The organism is Cellulomonas sp. P5_C6 (genome assembly GCF_054049635.1).
The window spans coordinates 1-19,481 of the sequence record NZ_JBFULZ010000036.1 but is presented as its reverse complement, the minus strand read 5'-3'; the positions used below and the strand labels follow the sequence as shown (position 1 = coordinate 19,481).

The 19,481-nt window shown below is 73.4% G+C and carries 18 protein-coding genes; 12 read left to right on the top strand and 6 right to left on the bottom strand.

Going from position 1 to position 19,481, the window contains the following annotated elements; genetic code table 11:
• Positions 1 to 20: 20 nt before the first annotated feature.
• Positions 21 to 263, bottom strand: coding sequence for a hypothetical protein (locus ACXJKG_RS06330; RefSeq protein ID WP_456844904.1), 243 nt, complete (start codon positions 261 to 263; stop codon positions 21 to 23).
• Positions 264 to 755: 492 nt separating this feature from the next.
• Here ACXJKG_RS06330 and ACXJKG_RS06325 point away from each other — a divergent pair, with 492 nt between their 5' ends.
• From ACXJKG_RS06325 to ACXJKG_RS06315, 3 genes are all read left to right on the top strand, one after another.
• A complete protein-coding gene (locus ACXJKG_RS06325) occupies positions 756 to 2,414 on the top strand; it encodes a glycosyl hydrolase family 18 protein (RefSeq protein ID WP_456844903.1) in 1,659 nt (552 codons plus the stop codon).
• 406 nt (positions 2,415 to 2,820) lie between these two features.
• Positions 2,821 to 3,585 carry a matrixin family metalloprotease gene (locus tag ACXJKG_RS06320; protein WP_456844902.1) on the top strand — a complete coding sequence of 255 codons (765 nt, stop codon included), beginning with the start codon at positions 2,821 to 2,823 and terminating at the stop codon, positions 3,583 to 3,585.
• Positions 3,586 to 3,682: 97 nt separating this feature from the next.
• Positions 3,683 to 4,204 (top strand): AMIN-like domain-containing (lipo)protein, encoded by a 522-nt coding sequence (locus ACXJKG_RS06315; protein WP_456844901.1) that lies wholly within the window; start codon positions 3,683 to 3,685, stop codon positions 4,202 to 4,204.
• Here the strand turns inward: ACXJKG_RS06315 and ACXJKG_RS06310 are convergent, their stop codons facing one another.
• Positions 4,205 to 4,981, bottom strand: coding sequence for an alpha/beta fold hydrolase (locus ACXJKG_RS06310; protein WP_456844900.1), 777 nt, complete (start codon positions 4,979 to 4,981; stop codon positions 4,205 to 4,207). It lies immediately after the preceding gene.
• Positions 4,982 to 5,100: 119 nt separating this feature from the next.
• On the opposite strand from ACXJKG_RS06310, the gene ACXJKG_RS06305 reads away from it, so the two are divergent.
• From ACXJKG_RS06305 to ACXJKG_RS06280, 6 genes are all read left to right on the top strand, one after another.
• Entirely contained in the window at positions 5,101 to 5,439 is a 339-nt protein-coding gene (locus tag ACXJKG_RS06305; RefSeq protein WP_456844899.1) for a YciI family protein, read from the top strand.
• A 2-nt stretch (positions 5,440 to 5,441) separates the two neighbouring features.
• The gene (locus tag ACXJKG_RS06300; RefSeq protein WP_456844898.1) at positions 5,442 to 6,665 is read left to right on the top strand and encodes an RNA polymerase sigma factor; all 1,224 of its coding nucleotides are present in this window, start codon (positions 5,442 to 5,444) and stop codon (positions 6,663 to 6,665) included.
• Between the two features lie 171 nt (positions 6,666 to 6,836).
• The gene (locus ACXJKG_RS06295; RefSeq protein WP_456844897.1) at positions 6,837 to 8,285 is read left to right on the top strand and encodes an outer membrane protein assembly factor BamB family protein; all 1,449 of its coding nucleotides are present in this window, start codon (positions 6,837 to 6,839) and stop codon (positions 8,283 to 8,285) included.
• 5 nt (positions 8,286 to 8,290) lie between these two features.
• Positions 8,291 to 9,787 (top strand): outer membrane protein assembly factor BamB family protein, encoded by a 1,497-nt coding sequence (locus tag ACXJKG_RS06290; protein ID WP_456844896.1) that lies wholly within the window; start codon positions 8,291 to 8,293, stop codon positions 9,785 to 9,787.
• A 20-nt stretch (positions 9,788 to 9,807) separates the two neighbouring features.
• On the top strand, positions 9,808 to 11,286 hold the full coding sequence (locus ACXJKG_RS06285; RefSeq protein WP_456844895.1) for a glycosyltransferase family 39 protein: 1,479 nt from the start codon (positions 9,808 to 9,810) through the stop codon (positions 11,284 to 11,286).
• A gap of 248 nt (positions 11,287 to 11,534) precedes the next feature.
• Positions 11,535 to 13,589, top strand: coding sequence for a glycosyl hydrolase family 28-related protein (locus ACXJKG_RS06280; RefSeq protein WP_456844894.1), 2,055 nt, complete (start codon positions 11,535 to 11,537; stop codon positions 13,587 to 13,589).
• An 81-nt stretch (positions 13,590 to 13,670) separates the two neighbouring features.
• On the opposite strand, the gene ACXJKG_RS06275 is transcribed toward ACXJKG_RS06280, so the two are convergent.
• Positions 13,671 to 14,960: an alpha-amylase family glycosyl hydrolase gene (locus tag ACXJKG_RS06275; RefSeq protein WP_456844893.1), complete on the bottom strand. Its 1,290-nt coding sequence runs from the start codon at positions 14,958 to 14,960 to the stop codon at positions 13,671 to 13,673.
• A gap of 199 nt (positions 14,961 to 15,159) precedes the next feature.
• On the opposite strand from ACXJKG_RS06275, the gene ACXJKG_RS06270 reads away from it, so the two are divergent.
• Positions 15,160 to 16,278 carry an LLM class flavin-dependent oxidoreductase gene (locus ACXJKG_RS06270; RefSeq protein ID WP_456844892.1) on the top strand — a complete coding sequence of 373 codons (1,119 nt, stop codon included), beginning with the start codon at positions 15,160 to 15,162 and terminating at the stop codon, positions 16,276 to 16,278.
• Between the two features lie 31 nt (positions 16,279 to 16,309).
• A complete protein-coding gene (locus tag ACXJKG_RS06265) occupies positions 16,310 to 16,651 on the top strand; it encodes a YnfA family protein (protein ID WP_456844891.1) in 342 nt (113 codons plus the stop codon).
• A gap of 33 nt (positions 16,652 to 16,684) precedes the next feature.
• Here the strand turns inward: ACXJKG_RS06265 and ACXJKG_RS06260 are convergent, their stop codons facing one another.
• Both ACXJKG_RS06260 and ACXJKG_RS06255 read right to left on the bottom strand, forming a co-directional pair.
• Positions 16,685 to 17,044, bottom strand: coding sequence for an MmcQ/YjbR family DNA-binding protein (locus tag ACXJKG_RS06260; RefSeq protein WP_456844890.1), 360 nt, complete (start codon positions 17,042 to 17,044; stop codon positions 16,685 to 16,687).
• 33 nt (positions 17,045 to 17,077) lie between these two features.
• Positions 17,078 to 18,460 carry a DUF222 domain-containing protein gene (locus ACXJKG_RS06255; RefSeq protein WP_456844889.1) on the bottom strand — a complete coding sequence of 461 codons (1,383 nt, stop codon included), beginning with the start codon at positions 18,458 to 18,460 and terminating at the stop codon, positions 17,078 to 17,080.
• 506 nt (positions 18,461 to 18,966) lie between these two features.
• On the opposite strand from ACXJKG_RS06255, the gene ACXJKG_RS06250 reads away from it, so the two are divergent.
• A complete protein-coding gene (locus ACXJKG_RS06250; protein ID WP_456844888.1) occupies positions 18,967 to 19,248 on the top strand; it encodes a hypothetical protein in 282 nt (93 codons plus the stop codon).
• Between the two features lie 5 nt (positions 19,249 to 19,253).
• Here ACXJKG_RS06250 and ACXJKG_RS06245 read toward each other — a convergent pair.
• A partial coding sequence (locus ACXJKG_RS06245; protein WP_456844887.1) for a hypothetical protein occupies positions 19,254 to 19,481 on the bottom strand: 228 nt, incomplete at its 5' end.

Genomic DNA, 19,481 nt, shown 5'->3' with positions numbered 1-19,481 from the left:
CCGACCGGTCGCCGCCCTGGTCAGCCGTGGTGCCGGTGGGCCGCCTCGTCGGCGAGCAGGCGCTCGAGCACCGTGTGCCGGTCGCGGGCCAGCTGAGCGGCGGCCTCGTCGTGCCGGCGCAGGGCCTCGTCGTACTCGTGGTGCGCCCGGCTGGTGGCCGCCGCGAGCCGGAACCACGGGGCACCCGCGAGCTCGCGCCGTACCCGCTCCTCCAGCGCGGGATCGACCTCGTGCTGGCGGTGCTGCTGATCGACGACCGTCATGTCCGTCGCCCCTTCGCTCCGGTTGTCGTCCATCGTGCGCGCCTCCCGCCACGGATGCCGAGCGACACGCGCACGCTCCACCCGGAAGGAGCAGCCGCCTCCGTCGCACGGACACCCGCTCTCCTCTCAACCTCGCCGGGTTCGCGCGGCATGCCGGACATTCCTCAGCCCTGCGAGAAATGCGGCTGGACGCAGGCGGCACTCGGCATTCTTGGTCGGCGCCGCGATGGGCGGCCCGGCGGCGACCGATCGGTCGTTCGGGCTCTCACCTGCAAAGACTCGCCGCCAGCCGGTCCTATCGAGTGCACCAACGAGCGGCGATTCGCGGTGCGCCGGCGAGCGCATTCCGAGAATGTCACATTCTTGCCGACGCTGTCACGAGCGACCCGCGGCCATTGACTCCACCCTGTGACTCTTGTTAGCGTCCGTGGTGAACCATTAGTACACACTCCTTACATATTCGACGCTCCGACGATGAACAGGGGACCCACGATGGCTCTCGCACGACACTCCGCTCAGAGGCTCGGGGGACGACGACGTCCCGCGCTGGTGGCCACCGTCCTGGCAGCGCTGGCGGCCCTGGTCGCCGCGATGGTGGTGACCCAGCCGGCGTTCGCCGCGGGCACGATCTCGGCGACGTTCACGTCCGCCGGAGACTGGGGCACCGGCCACCAGGTCAACGTCAAGGTCACCAACTCGGGGACCGCCGCCGTGGCCGCCTGGACCCTCGAGTTCGACCTGCCGGCCGGCGACACGGTCAGCAGCTCGTGGGACGCCGACGTCACGAGGACCGGCAACCACTACAAGGCCGTGAACAAGAGCTGGGCCGCCAACCTCGCACCCGGCGGCTCGCAGACGTGGGGCTACATCGCCACGGGTCCGTTCGCGACGCCGACGGCGTGCAGCATCAACGGCGTCGCCTGTACCGGGGGCACCCCGACCAGCACGCCCACCAGCAGCCCGACCAGCACGCCCACCAGCACGCCGACCCCCACTCCCACGCCGACCCCGACGACGACCACGCCCCCGCCGCCGGGCGGCAAGAAGGTCGTCGCCTACTTCACCGAGTGGGGCGTGTACGGCCGCAGCTACCACGTCAAGAACATCGAGACGAGCGGCGCAGCGGCGAAGCTGAGCACGATCGTCTACGCGTTCGGCAACACCTCCAACGGGCAGTGCTCGATCGGTGACTCGTACGCCGACTACGACAAGGCGTACACCGCGGCGGACTCCGTCGACGGCGTCGCCGACACGTGGGACCAGCCGCTGCGCGGCAACTTCAACCAGCTCAAGAAGCTCAAGGCCATGCACCCCGGCCTCAAGGTGGTCTGGTCGTTCGGCGGCTGGACCTGGTCGGCCGGCTTCACGCAGGCCGCGGCCAACCCGACGGCGTTCGCCACCTCCTGCTACAACCTGGTCAACGACCCGCGGTGGGCCGGCGTCTTCGACGGCATCGACGTCGACTGGGAGTACCCGAACGCCTGCGGCCTGCAGTGCGACTCCAGCGGCCCGGCCGCGTTCAACACCGTCGTCTCCGCGCTCCGCGCCAAGTTCGGCAGCAGCAGGCTGGTCACGGCGGCGATCACCGCCGACGACTCGGCCGGCGGCAAGATCGACCTCGCCGACTACGCCGGCGGGGCGCAGAAGCTCGACTGGATCATGCCGATGACGTACGACTACTTCGGCGCGTTCAACCCGACCGGCCCGACCGCGCCGCACTCGCCCCTGACGTCCTACGCGGGCATCCCGCAGCAGGGCTTCGACGCCGAGGACGCGATCAACAAGCTGATCGGCAAGGGCGTCCCGGCGAACAAGATCCTGCTGGGCGTCGGCTTCTACGGCCGCGGCTGGACCGGGGTCACGCAGACCGCGCCCGGCGGTTCGGCGACGGGCGCCGCGCCCGGCACCTACGAGGCCGGCATCGAGGACTACAAGGTGCTCAAGACCAAGTGCCCGGCCACGGGCACCGTCGGCGGCACCGCCTACGCCACGTGCGGCTCGGAGTGGTGGAGCTACGACACCCCGGCCACCCTCACCAGCAAGATGGCGTGGGCCACGAGCAAGGGCCTGGGCGGCGCGTTCGCCTGGGAGCTGTCCGGCGACACCACGAACGGCGAGCTCATGACCGCGCTGTCCAACGGGCTGAAGTAGCCCGATCACCCGAGCCCGGCCGCCGGTCCTCTCCCCGGCGGCCGGGCTTCTCTCCGCCCGGGCTTCAGTTGCCCCTGTCACCTGCCGATGGGCTCGGGGGCCCGTCGACGGGCCCCCGAGACGAGGGGTGTCGTTGGACCACGAACGCACGGGAGTCCGTCAGGCTCCGGACGACCTTCCCCGATCTCCGACCGGCCGCGTGCCGCAGTGGGTGATCGACGAGGCAGCGGGGCGGGTGCCCCAGCAGCGCGACGTCTGGCGATCGGGGCCGCCCGTCCTCGAGGGGACTGCTCCCAGGGCGGGACGCCGCAGGCGTGATCGGCGGCGGTCGAGAGCCGTCCACGACGCCGGCCGGGCATCGACGGGACGCGGGTCCGCCGCGGCCGCGGTCCTCGTGGTCGCCCTCGTGATCGCGTCGTGGGTGGTGCAGGTCGGCGGGCCGACTCAGGCGCTCGTGGCTCTGGGCATCTCCGGCGCTCCCCCCGCTCGTGTCCCCGGACTCCCGACGCCGGGGCGCGAGGAGGCTGCGAGCCCCCTGGGTTCTCCGGCGGCCTCGGGTGTCACCGGGACGTCGTTCGCCTTCGTCGCGACCCAGGTCGACGGCGGGACGCCGGTCGCCTACGACCCGTGCCGGCCGATCCACTACGTGACGCGGCCGGACGGCGCACCGGCCAACGGTGCTGCGCTCGTGGCCGACGCCGTCGCGCGCATCTCGCTCGCCACCGGGCTCCGGTTCGTCGACGACGGGCCGACCGACGAGCGGCCCTCGGCGACGCGACAGTTCTACCAAGAGGACCGGTACGGCGATCGGTGGGTGCCGGTGCTGGTCAGCTGGTCGTCGCCGGACGAGACGGCCGATCTGGCGGGGTATGTGGCAGGCGTCGGTGGCAGCATGCCGATGAGTGTCGACGGGCGCGGCAAGGTGTACGTGACGGGCGCAGTGACGCTGGACGGACCGCAGCTCACCGAGGTCATGTCCGAGCCCGGCGGTGACGCCGTGGCGGGATCGATCGTCCTGCACGAGCTCGGGCACCTGGTCGGGCTCCAGCACGTCGAGGACGCGACCCAGATCATGTACCCCGAGGCGCAGCAGGGTGTCACAGAGCTGGGATCGGGCGACCTGACCGGGCTCGCCGCCCTCGGCCGCGGGGTGTGCGTCCCGGAGATCTAGTGCAGCCCGAAATCACCCGTTATGTCATGGCTCCACGGACGTAACCTGGAGGATCGGACATCCGTCGGCGATGCCCGCGCGACGAGGAGGTCGTGCGATGAGGCGTGCATTCTGGTCGATCGTGCTGCTGGTGGGCGCGTTCCTGCTGGTCCCGGCGTCGTCGGCCACGGCGGCGCCCTACTGCGGCCTGGTCTGGGGCTCGCTGGAGAAGTCGGCGCCGGGGCTGTCGCAGGCGCCCGTGGTCGACGTCCGGACCGGGCGGCACACCTGCTACGACCGGCTGGTGATCGACGTGGCCGGCGGCGTCGGCGGGTACACCGCGCGGTACGTGCCGCAGGTGACGCAGGACGGCTCGGGTGCGGTGATCCCGACCCGCGGCGGCGCCGCCCTCGAGATCACGGTGAACGACCCGGGCTACACCTTCGCGCCGGCGAACCCGCTCGAGCTGCGGAACGTGACCGGGTACCGGACGTTCCGGCAGGTGGTCTTCGCGGGCACCTTCGAGGGGTACACCAGCGTCGGGCTGGGCGTGCGGGCKCGGTTGCCGTTCCGCGTGTTCACGCTCGCCGGGCCRGGCACGTCGTCGCGGCTGGTGGTGGACGTCGCGCACCGCTGGTGATCAGCGCAGCAGCTCGCGCACGACCACCGCGGTGGCCTCCGCCGGGATGCCGTGGTTCGCGCCCCCGGGGACGACGACGTGGCGGGCGTGCGGGAGCAGGGCGGCCAGCGCGGCCGCGGACTCCGGCAGGCCCGGCCAGGTCTCGGCGCCCGTGATCACGACGGTGGGCACCGGGACGTCGGCCATCGCCGGGGTCGGGACGCCGAGGGTCGACGTGATCGTCGCGTCGTAGACCGTGCTCTGCGCGATCGCGACGAGCGACGGCCAGCCCGGCGAGGCGCGGAACTGCTCGACCATCGGCGCGGGGATGCCGACGCCCTCGGTCTGGAAGAGCGCGACGGCGTCGTCGGGTCGGTGCTCCGCCATCAGGTCGGTGAGCCGGCCGGGCAGGTCCGCGGGCCGGGCGGGCATGCCGCCGAGGGCGAACGGTGCCTCGTACAGCGCGAGGTGCGTGACCGGGACGCCCGCGGCCGCGGCGGCGAGGGCGAGGTTGCCCCCGGAGGAGAAGCCGAAGACCGCGGCGCTCCCGCCGACCAGGTCGACCAGCGCGGCGAGGTCCTCGATCTCCCGCTCGATCGCGTACGGCGCGGTGTCCCCGCTGCGGCCGCGCGCGCGGCGGTCGTAGGTGAGCACGGTGTGGTCGTCGGCAAGGAGGGCGGCCAGCTCCGCGCAGGTGGTGTGGTCGTTGAACGCGCCGGTGGCGAACACGATCGGGGGGCCGTCGCCGGCGCGCTCGTAGGCGATCGTGGTGCCGTCGGCCGAGTCGAGGGTCTGCATGGTTCTCCTTCGGTGGTGGGTCACCCCTAGGACGAAGAAGGGAGCCGCCGATGGACACTGTCCTTCGTGGTGCGGCCCGTTCGTCCAGGGCGAGAACCCTCACCACGGAAGGAACCGTCATGGAGTACCTGTTGCTCATCAGCGCCGACGAGGAGGCCGCGCAGGCCCGCATGCGGGACGGCGCGCCCGGCTCGTTCGACGCGTGGATCTCCGACCTCGAGCGGCGCGGCGTCCTGCGGGCCCACGTCGGGCTGCACGAGAGCGGCACGGCGACCACCGTGCGCCGGCGGGACGGGGAGCTCCTGCTGACCGACGGCCCGTTCGCCGAGGGCCGCGAGCAGGTGGGCGGGCTCGCGCTCGTCGACTGCGCGGACCTGGACGAGGCCGTCGCGATCGCAGCCGCCCACCCGGCGGCGGCGTTCGGGCAGGTCGAGGTCCGGCCCGTGCGGGTGCACTGACCATGCCCGACGACGTCGAGCGCGTCCTCGCGGACACGTTCGCGCGGGACTGGGGGCGGCTCGTCGCGACGCTCATCCGGCTGACCGGCGACTGGGACCTGGCCGAGGAGTGCACGCAGGACGCGTTCGCCACGGCGCTGCAGACGTGGCGGCGCGACGGCATCCCCGACGTGCCGCGCGCGTGGCTCACCACGACGGCCCGCCACCGCGCGATCGACCGGATCCGGCGGGAGCGCGTCGGCGCGGAGAAGCTCCGCGCCCTCGTCGAGGAGCCCGTCGACCCGGACGTGGACGCGCCGGACCTCGACGCGATGGACAGCGGGATCGCCGACGAACGCCTCCGGCTGCTGTTCACGGCCTGCCACCCGGCCCTCGCGCTGTCGTCGAGGGTCGAGCTGGCGCTGCGGACCCTCTGCGGGCTCACGACGGCCGAGATCGCGCGGCTGTTCGGGGTGCCCGAGGCCACGATGGCCAAGCGGCTGGTCCGGACCAAGCACAAGATCGCCGTCGCGGGCATCCCGTACCGGGTGCCGTCGGCCGCCCAGCTGCCCGAGCGGACCCCGGCGGTGCTGGCCGTGCTGTACCTGGTGTTCACCGAGGGGTACGCGGCGACCGCGGGGCCGCACCTGGTCCGCGTCGACCTCTGTCACGAGGCGGTCGACCTCGCGCGGCTGCTGACGGCACTCGACCCCGACGACCCGGAGGCCGCCGGGCTGCACGCCCTCCTGCTGCTCCAGCACGCGCGCGCCGCCGCCCGCACGGACGCCGACGGGGTGCTGGTGCCGCTCGAGGAGCAGGACCGGTCGGCGTGGGACTCGGAGGCGATCGAGACCGGCCTGGCCGAGCTGCGGCGGGCGCTGCGGCCGGAGCGCGTCGGTCCGTACCAGCTGCAGGCGATGATCGCGGCGTGCCATGCGACCGCCGAGACGGCCGACGGGACCGACTGGCCGCGGATCCTGCGGCTGTACGACGAGCTCGTCGCGCTGCTCCCGTCGCCGGCCGTGCAGGCCAACCGGGCCGTGGCCGTCGCCATGGTCCACGGTCCGCAGGCGGGTCTCGACGCCCTCGCCACGGCCGACGACCACCCCCTGGTCGCGGCGGTCCGGGCCGACCTGCTGCGTCGCCAGGGCCGCGCCGACGAGGCCGCCGACTCCTACCGCGAGGCGCTCACGCGGACGACGAACGATGCCGAGCGGGCGTACCTCCAGGCCAGGCTGCTCGGGTAGCAACCCCGCGAGTACCGTCGCGGGATGGGACCGCGGCGTCACGTGGAGCAGGTCGAGCTCCTCGACGACGACGACGCCGCCGTCGCGCCGCCCGCCGGCGGTGCTGGGCAGCCCGTGAGTCTCACCCGCTCCGGACGCGCCCGTGCCGCCGGGCGGGGTTAGCGTGCGGCCATGGCGCGCGGCGCGATGCAGCCCGTCGAGCTGGACGAGGCGGTGGCCCTCCCCGAACCCGTCGCGCTGCCCCCTGCCCGGCGGCGCGGGCTCTGGTGGGGTGCAGTCGGCGGAGTCGCCCTGCTGGTCGGCGCCCTGGCGGTGACCCAGTCGGTGCTCGACACCCGGGAGCGGGCGGCGCAGGAACGCCTGCTGGCGACGCCGGGCGTCGTGCGACCGGTCGGCGCGGACGTCGGCGTGCTGTGGCGGCCCGACGCCTCGACGGAGGCCGTGATCCTGCAGGGCATCGCCGCCCACGGGGCCGTGCTCGGGCTGGCCCTGGCCGCCGACGGCTCGCAGGCGTTCGTCGGCGTCGATCAGCGCACGGGTCGGCAGCGGTTCTCGACGCCGCTGCTCGGACCGGACCCCGTCCGGGCCCGGTCGCTCGACCGCACGGCGGCGGGCATGTGCGTCGCCGTGCCGGACGGCTCCGCGGAACCCCGGCAGGCCGCCTGCCTGGTGAGCGACGGCTTCGTGCAGGTGGGGGACGAGGGCGTCGAGACCCGCAAGCCGGCGACGAGCACCCGGGTGGTGGTGCTGAGCACGGCGGACGGGCAGGTCGTCGCAGACACGTCGGCGCCGGGGGCCACCGCGCTGGCCGTGCTGCCGGGGATCGCCGTGGTGAGCAGCCCGGACACCGGGGTGGCGGGCCGCGACCTGCTGACCGGCGCGGTCCTGTGGCGGTACAGCCCGCCCGTGCCCGGTGCCGACCGCCGCTCGTTCGCCGGGGACGCCCGGCTGTTCGGGGCCGACGGCGTCGTCGCGGTCTCGGTCCCGGGCTGGACGGCGGCGCTCCTGTCCCCGTCGGGCCGGCTGCTGCGCGCGAGCCGGCCCGGCGACGCCGACGTCGTGGTCGACCCCGTGGACCACCGCCTCGCCCTGCTGTCGAGCACCGGCTCCGGGGCGCTGCGCTCGACCCTGGTGCAGGTGGGCCGTGCCGACGTCGAGCTGCCGGGCGGCCTGCTCCCGCTCTCGGTCGACGACGGCAGCCTGCCGGACCTGGTCCTCACGTCCGACTCCTCGCTGCGTGCGTGGGACGCCGTCACGGGGGACGCCCGGTGGAAGTCGGACGTCGTCGCGTCGGTGAACGCCATGGTGCTGGGGGGTCGGGTGTACCTGAGCACGCAGTCGGGGGTCGTCGCGCTCGACGGGCGGACGGGCGAGGTGGCCTGGCGCGGGTCGACGACCGAGGGGAACGTCCCCGGCTTCCTGGTCACCGACGGGCAGAACCTGGTGGTCGCGGACCAGCCGGTGGTCGGCGGGCCGCGCAGCGAGCTGGTGGCGCTCGCGCTCGACGACGGGCACGACGTGTGGCGGGTCCCGTTCCCCGACGGTCTGCGCTCCAGCATCGCGGTGGGACACCTGCTGCTCGGCTGGGGCGACGACAGCCGCCTCGTGGTCCTGGGCTGACGGCGATGACGCGCGGCGCGGGGATGCAGCCGGTCGAGCTGGTGGACGGTGCCGCCCGCGAGGAACCGACCGACGACGTCGCCGGCGGGGGTCGCCGCTGGCGCTGGTGGGCCGCCGGCGCCGCGGCCGTGGTGGTGGTCAGCCTGGCCGCGGTGCAGGGCGTCGTCGACCACCGCGAGGCCGTCGCCGTCGCCCGGCTCGCCGCCGTGCCGGGCGTGGTGCCGCCGCTCGGGGACCGGCTCTCGATCGTCCGGACCATCTCGCAGGACGAGGCCGGCTCCCTGTTCGGCGGCATCGAGACCCCCGAGGGGTCGGCGAGCCTGGTGCTCGCCGACGACGGCTCGCAGGCGTTCACGGCCGTCGACCCGCGCACCGGCGAGACCGTGTGGTCCACGCCGCTGGTGGGCCCCGTCCGGGGGCGCGTGATGCCCGCGAGCACGTCCTACGGCGGGACGTGCGTGGCGGGCTCGCCCGCGGGGGAGGTGTCGACGTTCGCCGCGTGCCTGGCCACCGACGGCTTCCTGCGGATCGCCGACGACGGCGCCCAGGAGCTGGTCGCGGCCACGAGCACCCGCGTGATGGTGCTCGACACCCACGACGGCCACGTCGTGGTGCAGTGGCCGGTCGAGCAGGACACGCAGCTCGCCGTGCTCGCCGGGCTCGTGGTCGTCGGGCACCGCGACGCCGAGCGGGGGGTCGAGATCGTCGCGCACGACGCGCGCACCGGGGCCGAGCGGTGGCGTCACACGGAGCCGCTCGTCGTCGACCCCGATGCGGTCGTCGACGCGACGACCGAGCACTTCTGGTCCTTCTTCACCGCGGGCGACGTCCTCGCGTTCGCCGACGGACCCGCACTCACGCTCCTGTCGCCGGCGGGCGACGTCGTCCGCGGCGGCCTGAGMACGGTCGACGGCGGGGGCGGCTACGGCGTCGACCCCGTGACCGGCGACCTCGTCATGACCGACTACGGGAGCTCCGGCGACGCGGAGACGACGACGCTCCTGAGCGCCGACGGCGACCCGGCCGGCGACCGGGTCCTCGACGGGCGGCTGCTGGAGACGACCGTCGACGACGGCAGCGTCCCGGGCCTGGTCCTCACGGCCCTGGGGGAGCTGCACGCGTGGGACCGCGAGAGCGGGCACGAACGCTGGACCGCCGACATCCAGCCCGGGTACGGCGCGCTCGTCGTCCGCGGTCGCGTGTACCTGAGCACGGCGAGCTCGCTCGTCGCGGTCGACGGCCGCACGGGGCACGTCGACTGGGAGACGGCGGCGACCCTCGGGCTGGGCGGCTCGCTGGCCACCGACGGTCGGCACGTGCTGGTGCCGACCACGTCGTCGTCGGGCGTCGCTGACGGGGGCCGGCTCCTCGCCTACGACTTCGAGACCGGCGACGAGGTGGGCAGCATCCCGTACCCGAAGGGCGTCACGGACGTGCAGATGTTCCAGGGCCTCCTGCTGGGCTGGTCGAACGCCTCGGCCGAGGTCTCGGTGCTGCAGTAGCCCTTCGCTACGCTCGCCGGGTGGTCGTCGCCGACGTCGGCCGGCGTCGCGGCGCACTCCCGGCTGTGGCCTGGCCCGGGGTGCTCGGGGCCGCGGGCGTCCTGCTCGCGGTGCTCGTCGCGCTGTCCGGGCGGTACGGCCCGCACCGGGACGAGCTCTACTTCCTCGCCGCCGGGCGCCGGCTCGCGTGGGGGTACCCGGACCAGCCGCCGCTGACCCCGCTGATCGCGCACCTCGCGGACCTCGCCGCCCCCGGCTCGCTCGTGGCGCTCCACCTGCCCAGCGCGCTCGCGGCGGCCGGCGTCGTCGTGCTCGCCGCGCTGACCGCCAGGGAGCTCGGGGGCCGGACCGGTGCGCAGCTGCTCACGGTCGTCGCCACCGGCACCGGGGTCGTCGTCGTGACGCTCGGCCACATCCTGTCGACCACCACGATCGACACCCTCTTCTGGGTCGCGATCGTCTACGTCGTCCTGCGCACGCTCTCCCGCGACCAGCCCCGCGGCTGGCTGGTGGTCGGGCTGCTGGCCGGGGTCGCGCTGCTGGACAAGAACCTGGTCGCGTTCCTGCTGGTCGGGATCGTGGTCGGCATCGCGCTCACCCCTGAGGTCCGGCACCACCTGCGCTCGCCGTGGGCCTGGGGCGGCGCCGCGCTCGCGCTGCTGATCTGGCTGCCGAACCTGCTCTGGCAGGCGGCGCACGGGTGGCCGCAGCTGACCCTGGCCGCCGACATCCGCGACGAGTACTCCGGGATCGGCCCGCGCCTCGAGTTCGTCGGGCTGCTGCTCGTCCAGTTCTCCCCGGTGGCCGCGATCCTCTGGATCTACGGCCTGGTCCGGCTGCTGCGGGTGCCGTCGCTGGCCCGGGCGAGGCCGTTGGCCTGGGCGTTCCTCGTGCTGCTGGTGGTCTTCGCCCTCACCGGCGGCAAGGCGTACTACGTGGTGGGCGCGGTGCCCGTGCTCCTGGCGGCGGGCGCGTGCGGGCTCGAGGAGCGTCGGGACCGCCGCGGGCTCGTCGTCGCCGGGGTCGTCCTGGGGCTCAGCGCGCTGGTCGCGTGGCCGACCGCCCTGCCGCTGCTGCCGGCGCAGGCGTTCGGGCAGTCGTTCTACGCGGACCTCAACGACGACCAGAGCGAGATGATCGGCTGGCCGGCCCTCGTGGCGACGGTGTCGGGCGCGGTCGACGACAGCGGCGCCGCGCTCGTCGTGACCGGGAACTACGGCGAGGCCGGCGCGCTCGAGTGGTACGGGTCCGACGTGCCGGTGTTCAGCGGGCACAACGGGTACGCCGCCTGGGGTCCGCCGGCCGGGGACGCCGGCCCGTTCGTGCTGGTCGGGTACGACGGGCCGCCCGGCTGGGCGGTCGGCTGCCGGACGGTGGCGACGATCGACGACGGACTCGACGTGGACAACGAGGAGCAGGGCGGGCTCGTGCAGGTGTGCGACGGCCCRCGGGGGTCGTGGGCCGCCGTGTGGGACGAGGTCACGCACCTCGACGCGTGAGCCTCCTCCGTGTCCCCGTGGAGCCCGCGTTGCTCCGTCCGGGTCGTTGCTTCGGCTTCCTGCTGCGCTTCCAGGGTGTGGGTGCTTCTTCATCAGTCGTGTTTTGCGTCATCACACGTAAGTTCTTGCTTTATCCGATTCGATCTTGTCTACCTGTTTGTCCACTACGTACGGTGTGTCCCGTCCATGCGGCGTCGGGCCACTTGTGTCACCCCGGCGCCGTCCCGGCTGCGCAAGGAGGCGCTCCCGTGAGGAACACAGTCATCCGGCCTGCATCACGACGGTCCGCCCGTCCTCTCGTCTCGGCCCTCACGCTCGCCGTCGCGCTGGGCGTCGTCGTCGGCACCGCGGGCGCGGCCTCGGCGCACGGAGGGACCCCGGCACCGACGCCGACCCCCGTCACGAGGGCCGCCCTCGACCCGTCGCTGGTCTCCGGCCGCGGGGCCGCCGTCGGCTTCCTCGAGCAGGAGGCGGAGAAGGCCGCGACCACCGGCAGCATCATCGGTCCCGACCGGACGCCGTACACCCTGCCCGCGGAGGCGTCGGGCCGCTCGGCGGTGAAGCTGCAGCCGGGCCAGTACGTCGAGTTCACGCTGCCGAAGGCCGCGAACGCGCTCACGGTCCGGTACTCGCTCCCCGACTCCGCCACGGGCGGCGGCATCACGGCACCGCTCGACGTCACGGTCGACGGAACCGGCAAGCGGTCCGTGACGCTGACCTCGCAGTACTCCTACCTCTACAACCAGTACCCGTTCAGCAACGACCCGAACGCCGGGCTGCTCCACCCGGACTGGTGGATCACCGAGTGCGGCTGCGTGCCGGCGGCGACCACGCCGACCCCCACCGTCACGACGCCGTTCCGGCCGATGCACTTCTACGACGAGCAGCGACTCCTCCTCGGCCGCACCTACCCCGCGGGCGCCAAGGTCCGTCTGACGGCGCCCGTCGGCACCGCGGCCGCCTGGACCGTCATCGACCTGCTCGACTCCGAGGCGGTCGGCCTGCCGCACGTCCGGCTCAAGGCCGCGAACGTGCTGCTGTTCGGCGCCGACCCGTTCGGGAAGAAGGACTCGGCCGACGCGTTCGACAAGGCGATCGCGTACGGCAAGGCCAAGCACCTGCCCGTCTACGTGCCCCCGGGCGTCTACCAGGTGAACCGGCACATCGTCGTCGACGACGTGACGATCGAGGGCGCGGGGTCCTGGTACACGATCATCAAGGGCCACGAGGTCGCCCTCGCGTCGCCCGCCCCCGACGGCTCCGTGCACACCGGCGTCGGGTTCTACGGCAAGGACGCGTCGGTCGGCGGCAGCCACAACGTGCACCTGTCCGGGTTCGCCATCCAGGGCGACGTGCGGGAGCGCATCGACACCGACCAGGTCAACGGGATCGGCGGCGCCCTGAGCGACTCGACGATCGACGGCCTCTACATCCAGCACACCAAGGTCGGCGTGTGGGTGGACGGCCCGATGAACAACCTCGTCGTGAAGAACAGCGTCATCGTCGACCAGATCGCCGACGGCCTGAACTTCCACACGGGCGTCACCCACTCGTCCGCCTCGAACAACGTCGTGCGGAACACCGGCGACGACGGGCTCGCGATGTGGGCGGAGCACACCACCAACTCCGGCAACACGTTCGACCACAACACGGTCCAGACACCGACGCTCGCCAACGGCGTCGCCATCTACGGCGGCACCGACAACACGGTCGTCGGCAACCTGATCGCCGACCCGCTCCGCGAGGGCAGCGGCATCCAGGTCGGGTCCCGGTTCGGCGCCGAGGCGTTCACCGGTCACCTCTGGATCACCGACAACACGACCGTCCGCGCCGGCACGTTCGAGCTCAACTGGAACATCGGGCTCGGGGCGATCTGGTTCTACGCGCTCGAGAAGTCCATCGACGCCGACGTCCAGGTGGTCGGCGACCACTTCCTCGACAACACCTACAACGCGATCATGGTCGTCGCCGACTGGCCGGTGAAGGACCTCTACTCGGTGACCAACGTCCACTTCAAGGACATCCGCGTCGACGGGACCGGCACCTCGGTGCTCAGTGCGCGGGCCGCCGGGTCGGCCACCTTCGAGAACGTGGACGCGCGCAACGTCGGTGCCGTCGGCATCAACAACTGCGGGACGTTCCACTTCACGCCGGCCGGGTCCGAGTGGTCGTCCGTCGACCTCGGCGGCAATGACGGCGGGGGCACCACCGGCCCCTGGTTCGCGCCGTGGGAGCTGCCGAACACCATCACCTGCGACGACCGCCCGCCGGTGATCGCGCCGCCGGCGCCGTCGCCCTGGTAGCAGGACCGCCGCCGGGGGTGCGGTGAGGAAGAGGAGGGCGGTGTGCCGGCTGGGTACCGGTACGCCGCCCTCCTCGCGTCCTCACTGCGGTCGGACGACCGCCCATCCGTGCGGCGCGACGTCGTCCCTCTGGCGCGACTCGTCGTCGCAGGCCAGCACCTCGCCCGCCGGCCGGGCGAGCGGCTGGTCGTCGAGGTTCAGCGCGACGACGAGCGCGTCGTCGCCGTCGCGGACCTCGTACACGAACGTCGTGTTGGTCAGCGTGACCTGGGTGGTGCGCGCCCGGTGCAGCCACGGGTGCCGACGTCGCAGTCCGATGAGGTCCTGGTGCAGCCGCAGGACCGCGTTCTCGCCGAGGCCCGGGCCGTCCGCCGCGAGCTCCGGCCGGACGGCGTCGTCGCCACCCTCGCGCTCCTCCTTCACGCCCGTGAAGCCGAGCTCGTCACCCGCGTAGACCGTGGGCGTGCCGCCGACCGTGCAGAGGACGACGACCGCGTGGGGCCGGTGGCGGGCGTCCTCGACCATGCTCGCGATGCGCGTCGTGTCGTGGTTGCCGACGAACGTCTGGGGCGCGAACGTCTCGAGGAACTCGTCGTGCCGGGTCAGCGACCAGGCCAGCTCCCAGAGGTTCTTCTCGTTCAGGGAGCTCCAGACCGCCTTCCACAGCTCGTACTGCGTGAGCGAGTCGACGGTCGAGTCCTGCACGAACGCGGGGTAGTCGCCGTGGATGACCTCCGCGACGAACCACGCCTCGGGGTGCTCGGCGCGGACGCGGGGGAGCACCTGCGCCCAGAAGGTCGTCGGCACCGCGTAGGCCGCGTCGAGCCGCCAGCCGTCCGCGCCCCGGGCGAGCCAGTGGGTCATCACGCGGACGACGTAGTCGACGACGCTCGGGTGCCCGTGGTCCAGCGTGACCAGGGCGTCGTGGCCCTCGAAGCCGACGAAGCCGCCGTCGGCGTCCCGCGCCAGCCAGACCTCGTCGTCGGACCGGCCCTCGAGCGCGTCGACCGACCGGCGCGCGATCGCCGAGTCCCGCCCGACGTGGTTGAAGACCCCGTCCAGCAGGACCTTCAGGCCGCGGTCGTGAGCCCGCGCGACGAGCTCGTCGAAGTCCTCGTCGTCGCCCAGGCGCGGGTCAATTCGCAGGTGGTCGACGGTGTCGTACCCGTGGGTGCTCGACGCGAACACCGGCCCGAGCGCGACGCCCGAGGCGCCCAGCGCGACGACGTGGTCGAGCCACGCGACCAGCCGGCGCAGGCGGTGCTCGTCAGGCCCCGGCGCGGGCTGCGCCGGGTACGACCCGACCGCGCCCAGCGGGTAGACGTGCCACCAGATCGCGTGCCGGACCCAGCCCGGCTCGGTGCCGCCCATGAGATGCCTCAGTTCCGTCGTCGCCTGCTCCGACCCTAGGCGCCCGCCGGCCCGCTCGTGCGTCGTCGCCCGGTGCCGTCGCGCTGCGCGACCGGTCCGGCATCCGGCCCGTGAGACGACCGACGCCCAGCCTTGCTCGTCGGGCCCGCGGTTCGCACACTCCGGACGCCCCACCTGCCGACCCCCGAGACAGGCTGACATGAGCTCCTTCCACTGGTTCCTCCCGACCAACGGCGACGGCCGGCACGTCGCGAACGTCGTGGCCGCCGCGGGCGTCGCGAAGCGGGTGCTGACCCGGCCGGCGTCGCTCGCCTACCTCGGGCAGATCGCGCGCGCGGCCGAGCAGTCCGGGTTCGACGCCGTGCTGACACCGACCGGCGCGGCCTGCGAGGACGCGTGGATCACCACGGCGGCCCTCCTGCCGCTCACCGAGCGGCTGCGGTTCCTCGTCGCGTTCCGCCCCGGGTTCCTGCTGCCGACGCTCGCCGCCCMGCAGGCCGCGAGCTTCCAGCGGCTGTCCGGCGGGCGGCTCGCGGTCAACATCGTCACGGGCGGCGACCCGGCCGAGCAGCGCGCGTACGGCGACACCCTGAGCCACGACGAGCGCTACACCCGGACCGGCGAGTTCCTGTCAGTGTTCCGCGGGCTGTGGGGCCCGACGCCGCTCGACCACCACGGCCCGCACTACGACGTCGTCGGCGGCGGTTTCCCGTCGCTCGAGGCGCCCCGGCCTCCCGTCTACTTCGGCGGAGCCTCGCCCGCGGCCGAGGCGGTCGCCGCCCGGTACGCCGACGTCTACCYGGCCTGGGGCGAGCCCGTCCCGGCGCTGGTCGAGCGGCTCACCCGCGTGCGGGCTGCCGCTGCGCTCCTCGGACGTACCCCGCGGTTCGGCGTCCGCCTCCATGTCATCGCGCGGGACACGGCCGACGAGGCGTGGGCCGAGGCCGACCGCCTGCTCGCCGGGATGGACCTCGACGCCCGCGAGGCCGCTCAGGCGCGCTTCGGGACGATGGAGTCCGTCGGTCAGGCGCGGATGACCGAGCTGACCCGCGGGCTCGGACTCGAGGCCCGCGAGCAGCAGGTCGCCCCCAACCTCTGGGCCGGCATCGGCCTGCTCCGCGAGGGGGCCGGGACCGCCCTGGTCGGCAGCCACGACGAGATCGCCGACCGTCTGCACGAGCTCGCCGCCGTCGGGTTCGACGAGTTCATCCTGTCCGGCTGGCCGCACGTCGAGGAGGCGTACCGGGTGGGCGAGGAGGTGCTGCCGAGATTCGCCGCTCGCGCAGCCGCGCGCACCCCGGACCTGGTCACGGGGTAGTTTTCGGCCACCCGAGCTGCCAGGAGGACCGATGACCGTCACCAGGTCGATCGTGCTGTTCGTCGCCGCCGCGTTCCTCGAGATCGGCGGTGCGTGGCTCATCTGGCAGGGCGTCCGCGAGCACCGCGGCTGGGCCTGGATCGGCGCGGGGGTCGTCGCGCTGGGGCTGTACGGCTTCGTGGCGACCCTGCAGCCCGACGCCCACTTCGGTCGCATCCTCGCGGCCTACGGCGGGGTCTTCGTAGTCGGCTCGTTGGCGTGGGGGATGGTCGCCGACGACTTCAAGCCCGACCGCTGGGACATCGCCGGCGCGCTCGTCTGCCTGCTCGGCGTCGCCCTGATCATGTACGGCCCGCGCCCGACCGGCAGCTGACCCGTCCGGACCCGTCAGGCACCGTCCGACCTGTCAGGCCCCGTCCGGCCCGATCGGCGGCCCGAGGTCCGCGTACCGCCGGCGCAGCACGGGGGGAGCCGCCCACCACCACGACTCGCCGAGGTGCGCGCTCAGGGTCGCAGGGTCGACGACGTCGAGGGTGATCAGCACGAGGTTGGTCCCGGCGTGGTGATCGGTCGTCGAGTACAGGTCCGGCTCCTGCTCCACCAGCGCGAGCCGCTCCCCGTCGTCCTCGACGCGCACCGTCAGACGGTCGTCGTCCCACATCCTCGCGACCAGGTTGCGATGGAACCACGCGGCTCGGCCCCAGCTCTGCCGCTCCGACACCTCGGGCAGCGCGAGCGCTGACCTCCGCGCGTCGTTCTCGTCCACGGCTCCATCCTCCCTGTCGGCTGGTTGGTCGGGTCAGAAGGGTGGGTCGCCGAGTGGGACGGGTGTGGGTGGTGGGGGTTGGTGGGTGAGGAGGTCGGGGGTGGTGTGGATGCGGGCGGGGTGGCGGGCGTAGGTCAGGCCGTGTCGGTCGGTCCAGGTGGAGACGCCGGTGGCGGGGTTGTAGGTGACGTTCCACCAGCCTTCGGTCTTGGCTTGGTGGTGGTGTTTGCACAACGCGTGCAGGTTCGCCTCACAGGTCTGCGGCTCGTGTGGATCGCTCTGGAGTTGGTCGCCCGGTGCGTGCGCCTGTTCATGCGGGCCGCGGTGGTGGTCGTAGGGGGTGCGGTGGTCGAGTTCGCAGCGGGTGGCGGGTTGTCGGCAGCCGGGGAAGGTGCAGGTCACGTCCCGGGCTTGCACGGTCCGGGTCAGGTCCGCCCCCGGCCGGTAGGTCTGGGTGCCGACGGCGCAGACCTGTCCGGTGGTGTCGGTCAGGACGCGTCGCCAGGTGCCGTCCTGGGCGAGCTCGCGGGCGACCTGCGCCGGGACCGGACCATAGGAGCCGAGGAACCCTGGGGCGTCATCCAGACCCATGAGCGTGGTCGCGGCGACAGACAGCTGCACCGCGACCCTCTGCCCATGCTTACGCGGCAGCGGTGTGCCGTCGGGGGTGGTCTGGCGGTCCAGGATGGCGGTGAACACGTCACTGAACGCGTCCGCCCGGCGCTGATCCACGGTCCGGGTGTCGCCGTCCAGGGCGGCGTGGCCGGCCAAGGCGTCGATCGCGGTGAACGCCGCCGTGGCCTCCGCCGCCGGCAGGTAGGCAATCAGGCGGGCCATCGCATCCGGCGCCAGCACCAGCTCGACGCCGCGGCGGTCCCGTTCAGCGACCCGCCGCTGTTCGACCTGGTCGGGGTTGAGGGCGATCAGGGTCGCGCGCACGTGCCGGGTCAGCTGCGGCGCGGTCAACTCGGCGGCGCGCTCGAGGGCGTCGCCGACCACGGCCCGCACCGCGTCCGGGTCCAGACCGGTACCGCCCTTGGCGACCTCGTCCAGGATCACGTCGATCTTGCGGGCCTCGATCGCCCCGCACGCCCACGCATCCGCCAGGGCGGGGTGCTGGGCGGTGCCCCAGGCGCGTAGGAACAGCATCTCCGCGGACCGCCGGGTGCAGACCAGGGCGCATGCCAGCTCGTCGGGGACGTGCCGCAACGGGTCCGGGGTGCGTGCCTCAAGCTCGCGCACGAACCTCGCCTGCACGGCCTGCAGCATGTTCAGCGCCTGCTGGGACAGTGCGACCGCGTTGACCAGCGCGGCTCCGGAGACGTCGGCGACGGGGACCGCGGTCAGCATCGCGACCAGGTCCTCCAGCCGGACATCCGGTAGCGGGTACGCCTCGACGTCGGCCAGGTCGATCACCCGCGCGCCACGATCCGGCGCGGGTGCCACGCCAAGCCGGGCACCATGACCCGAATCCGCCCACACCAACCCGGGCGCAGACCCTGGCGCGGGCGCTGGGGTGGCCGAGCCCGATGACGCTGCAGCCACGCGCGCACCGCCGGTCGGGGCGGTGGGCGACGTGGCAGGCGCAGCAGGGGTGTCAATGAGCGTGTCGAGGCTCGGGCGCGACGGAGCCGGCGCGGTCGCCGGGGCGGTGGCGGTTGCCGCAGCGGCGGAGTTGGGGCGACGACGCGAGCTGCGGGCGTCTCCTGGCGGCGCGGTGCGTGCACCGACACGGTCGTCGGCCGGGAAGAGCTCGGACAGAACGTCCTCGATCACCGCCGTCATCGCGCCACCTCCGGTTGCCCGAACCGCCCGATCCGGGCATAGAACAACTGTACGACCGACCACTGACATTCGCCCCTGACCAGCACAAACGCACCGACGGCGACGTGCCGTCGGCAATTGCTTCGTACACTTGTTCGATGGTCCGCGACATCGACTGGTCGAAGTGGCAGCGCACGCCACGCGGCTGGGTGCGGGTGCCGCCTGCGAGCTGCCCGGCGGGCCATCGGTGGACGACGAACGGTCCGGGTCGCCCGTCGGAACGGTTCGTCACCTGCGGGTGCACGGTCGACCGGCACCACACGCTCTGGGTCTGCCCGACGTGCGGCATGCACTGCGCCGAGGGCTGCACGAACCCGGACCTGTGGGCGGGGACGACGGTGTCGTCGGGGATCGACGGCAGCCGTCGCGGAATCGTCTGACGCGCTCAGGCGTCGAGGCGGGCGTCGACCTCGGCCATGCGCCGCGTCGCGATCAGTCGCAGGGTCTCCTCCGACAGCGGCGTCGCCGCGTCGAACTGCAGCGTCGCGCCCGAGAGCTTCCCCTCGTCCAGCGTCCCGGCGAGCGACCGGGCCAGCGGCGGGCTCATGAGGTGCAGGCTGCAGTGCGTCTTGGCGACGGACAGCGCCACGAGCCCCGCGCCGCGGTACCGGAT

Bases quoted from the DNA above. Each gene is read 5' to 3' on its own strand.
- ACXJKG_RS06330 (WP_456844904.1), bottom strand. From the start codon at position 263: ATGACGGTCGTCGATCAGCAGCACCGCCAGCACGAGGTCGATCCCGCG.
- ACXJKG_RS06325 (WP_456844903.1), top strand. From the start codon at position 756: ATGGCTCTCGCACGACACTCCGCTCAGAGGCTCGGGGGACGACGACGT.
- ACXJKG_RS06310 (WP_456844900.1), bottom strand. From the start codon at position 4,981: ATGCAGACCCTCGACTCGGCCGACGGCACCACGATCGCCTACGAGCGC.
- ACXJKG_RS06305 (WP_456844899.1), top strand. From the start codon at position 5,101: ATGGAGTACCTGTTGCTCATCAGCGCCGACGAGGAGGCCGCGCAGGCC.
- ACXJKG_RS06300 (WP_456844898.1), top strand. From the start codon at position 5,442: ATGCCCGACGACGTCGAGCGCGTCCTCGCGGACACGTTCGCGCGGGAC.
- ACXJKG_RS06295 (WP_456844897.1), top strand. From the start codon at position 6,837: ATGGCGCGCGGCGCGATGCAGCCCGTCGAGCTGGACGAGGCGGTGGCC.
- ACXJKG_RS06275 (WP_456844893.1), bottom strand. From the start codon at position 14,960: ATGGGCGGCACCGAGCCGGGCTGGGTCCGGCACGCGATCTGGTGGCAC.
- ACXJKG_RS06265 (WP_456844891.1), top strand. From the start codon at position 16,310: ATGACCGTCACCAGGTCGATCGTGCTGTTCGTCGCCGCCGCGTTCCTC.
- ACXJKG_RS06250 (WP_456844888.1), top strand. From the start codon at position 18,967: ATGGTCCGCGACATCGACTGGTCGAAGTGGCAGCGCACGCCACGCGGC.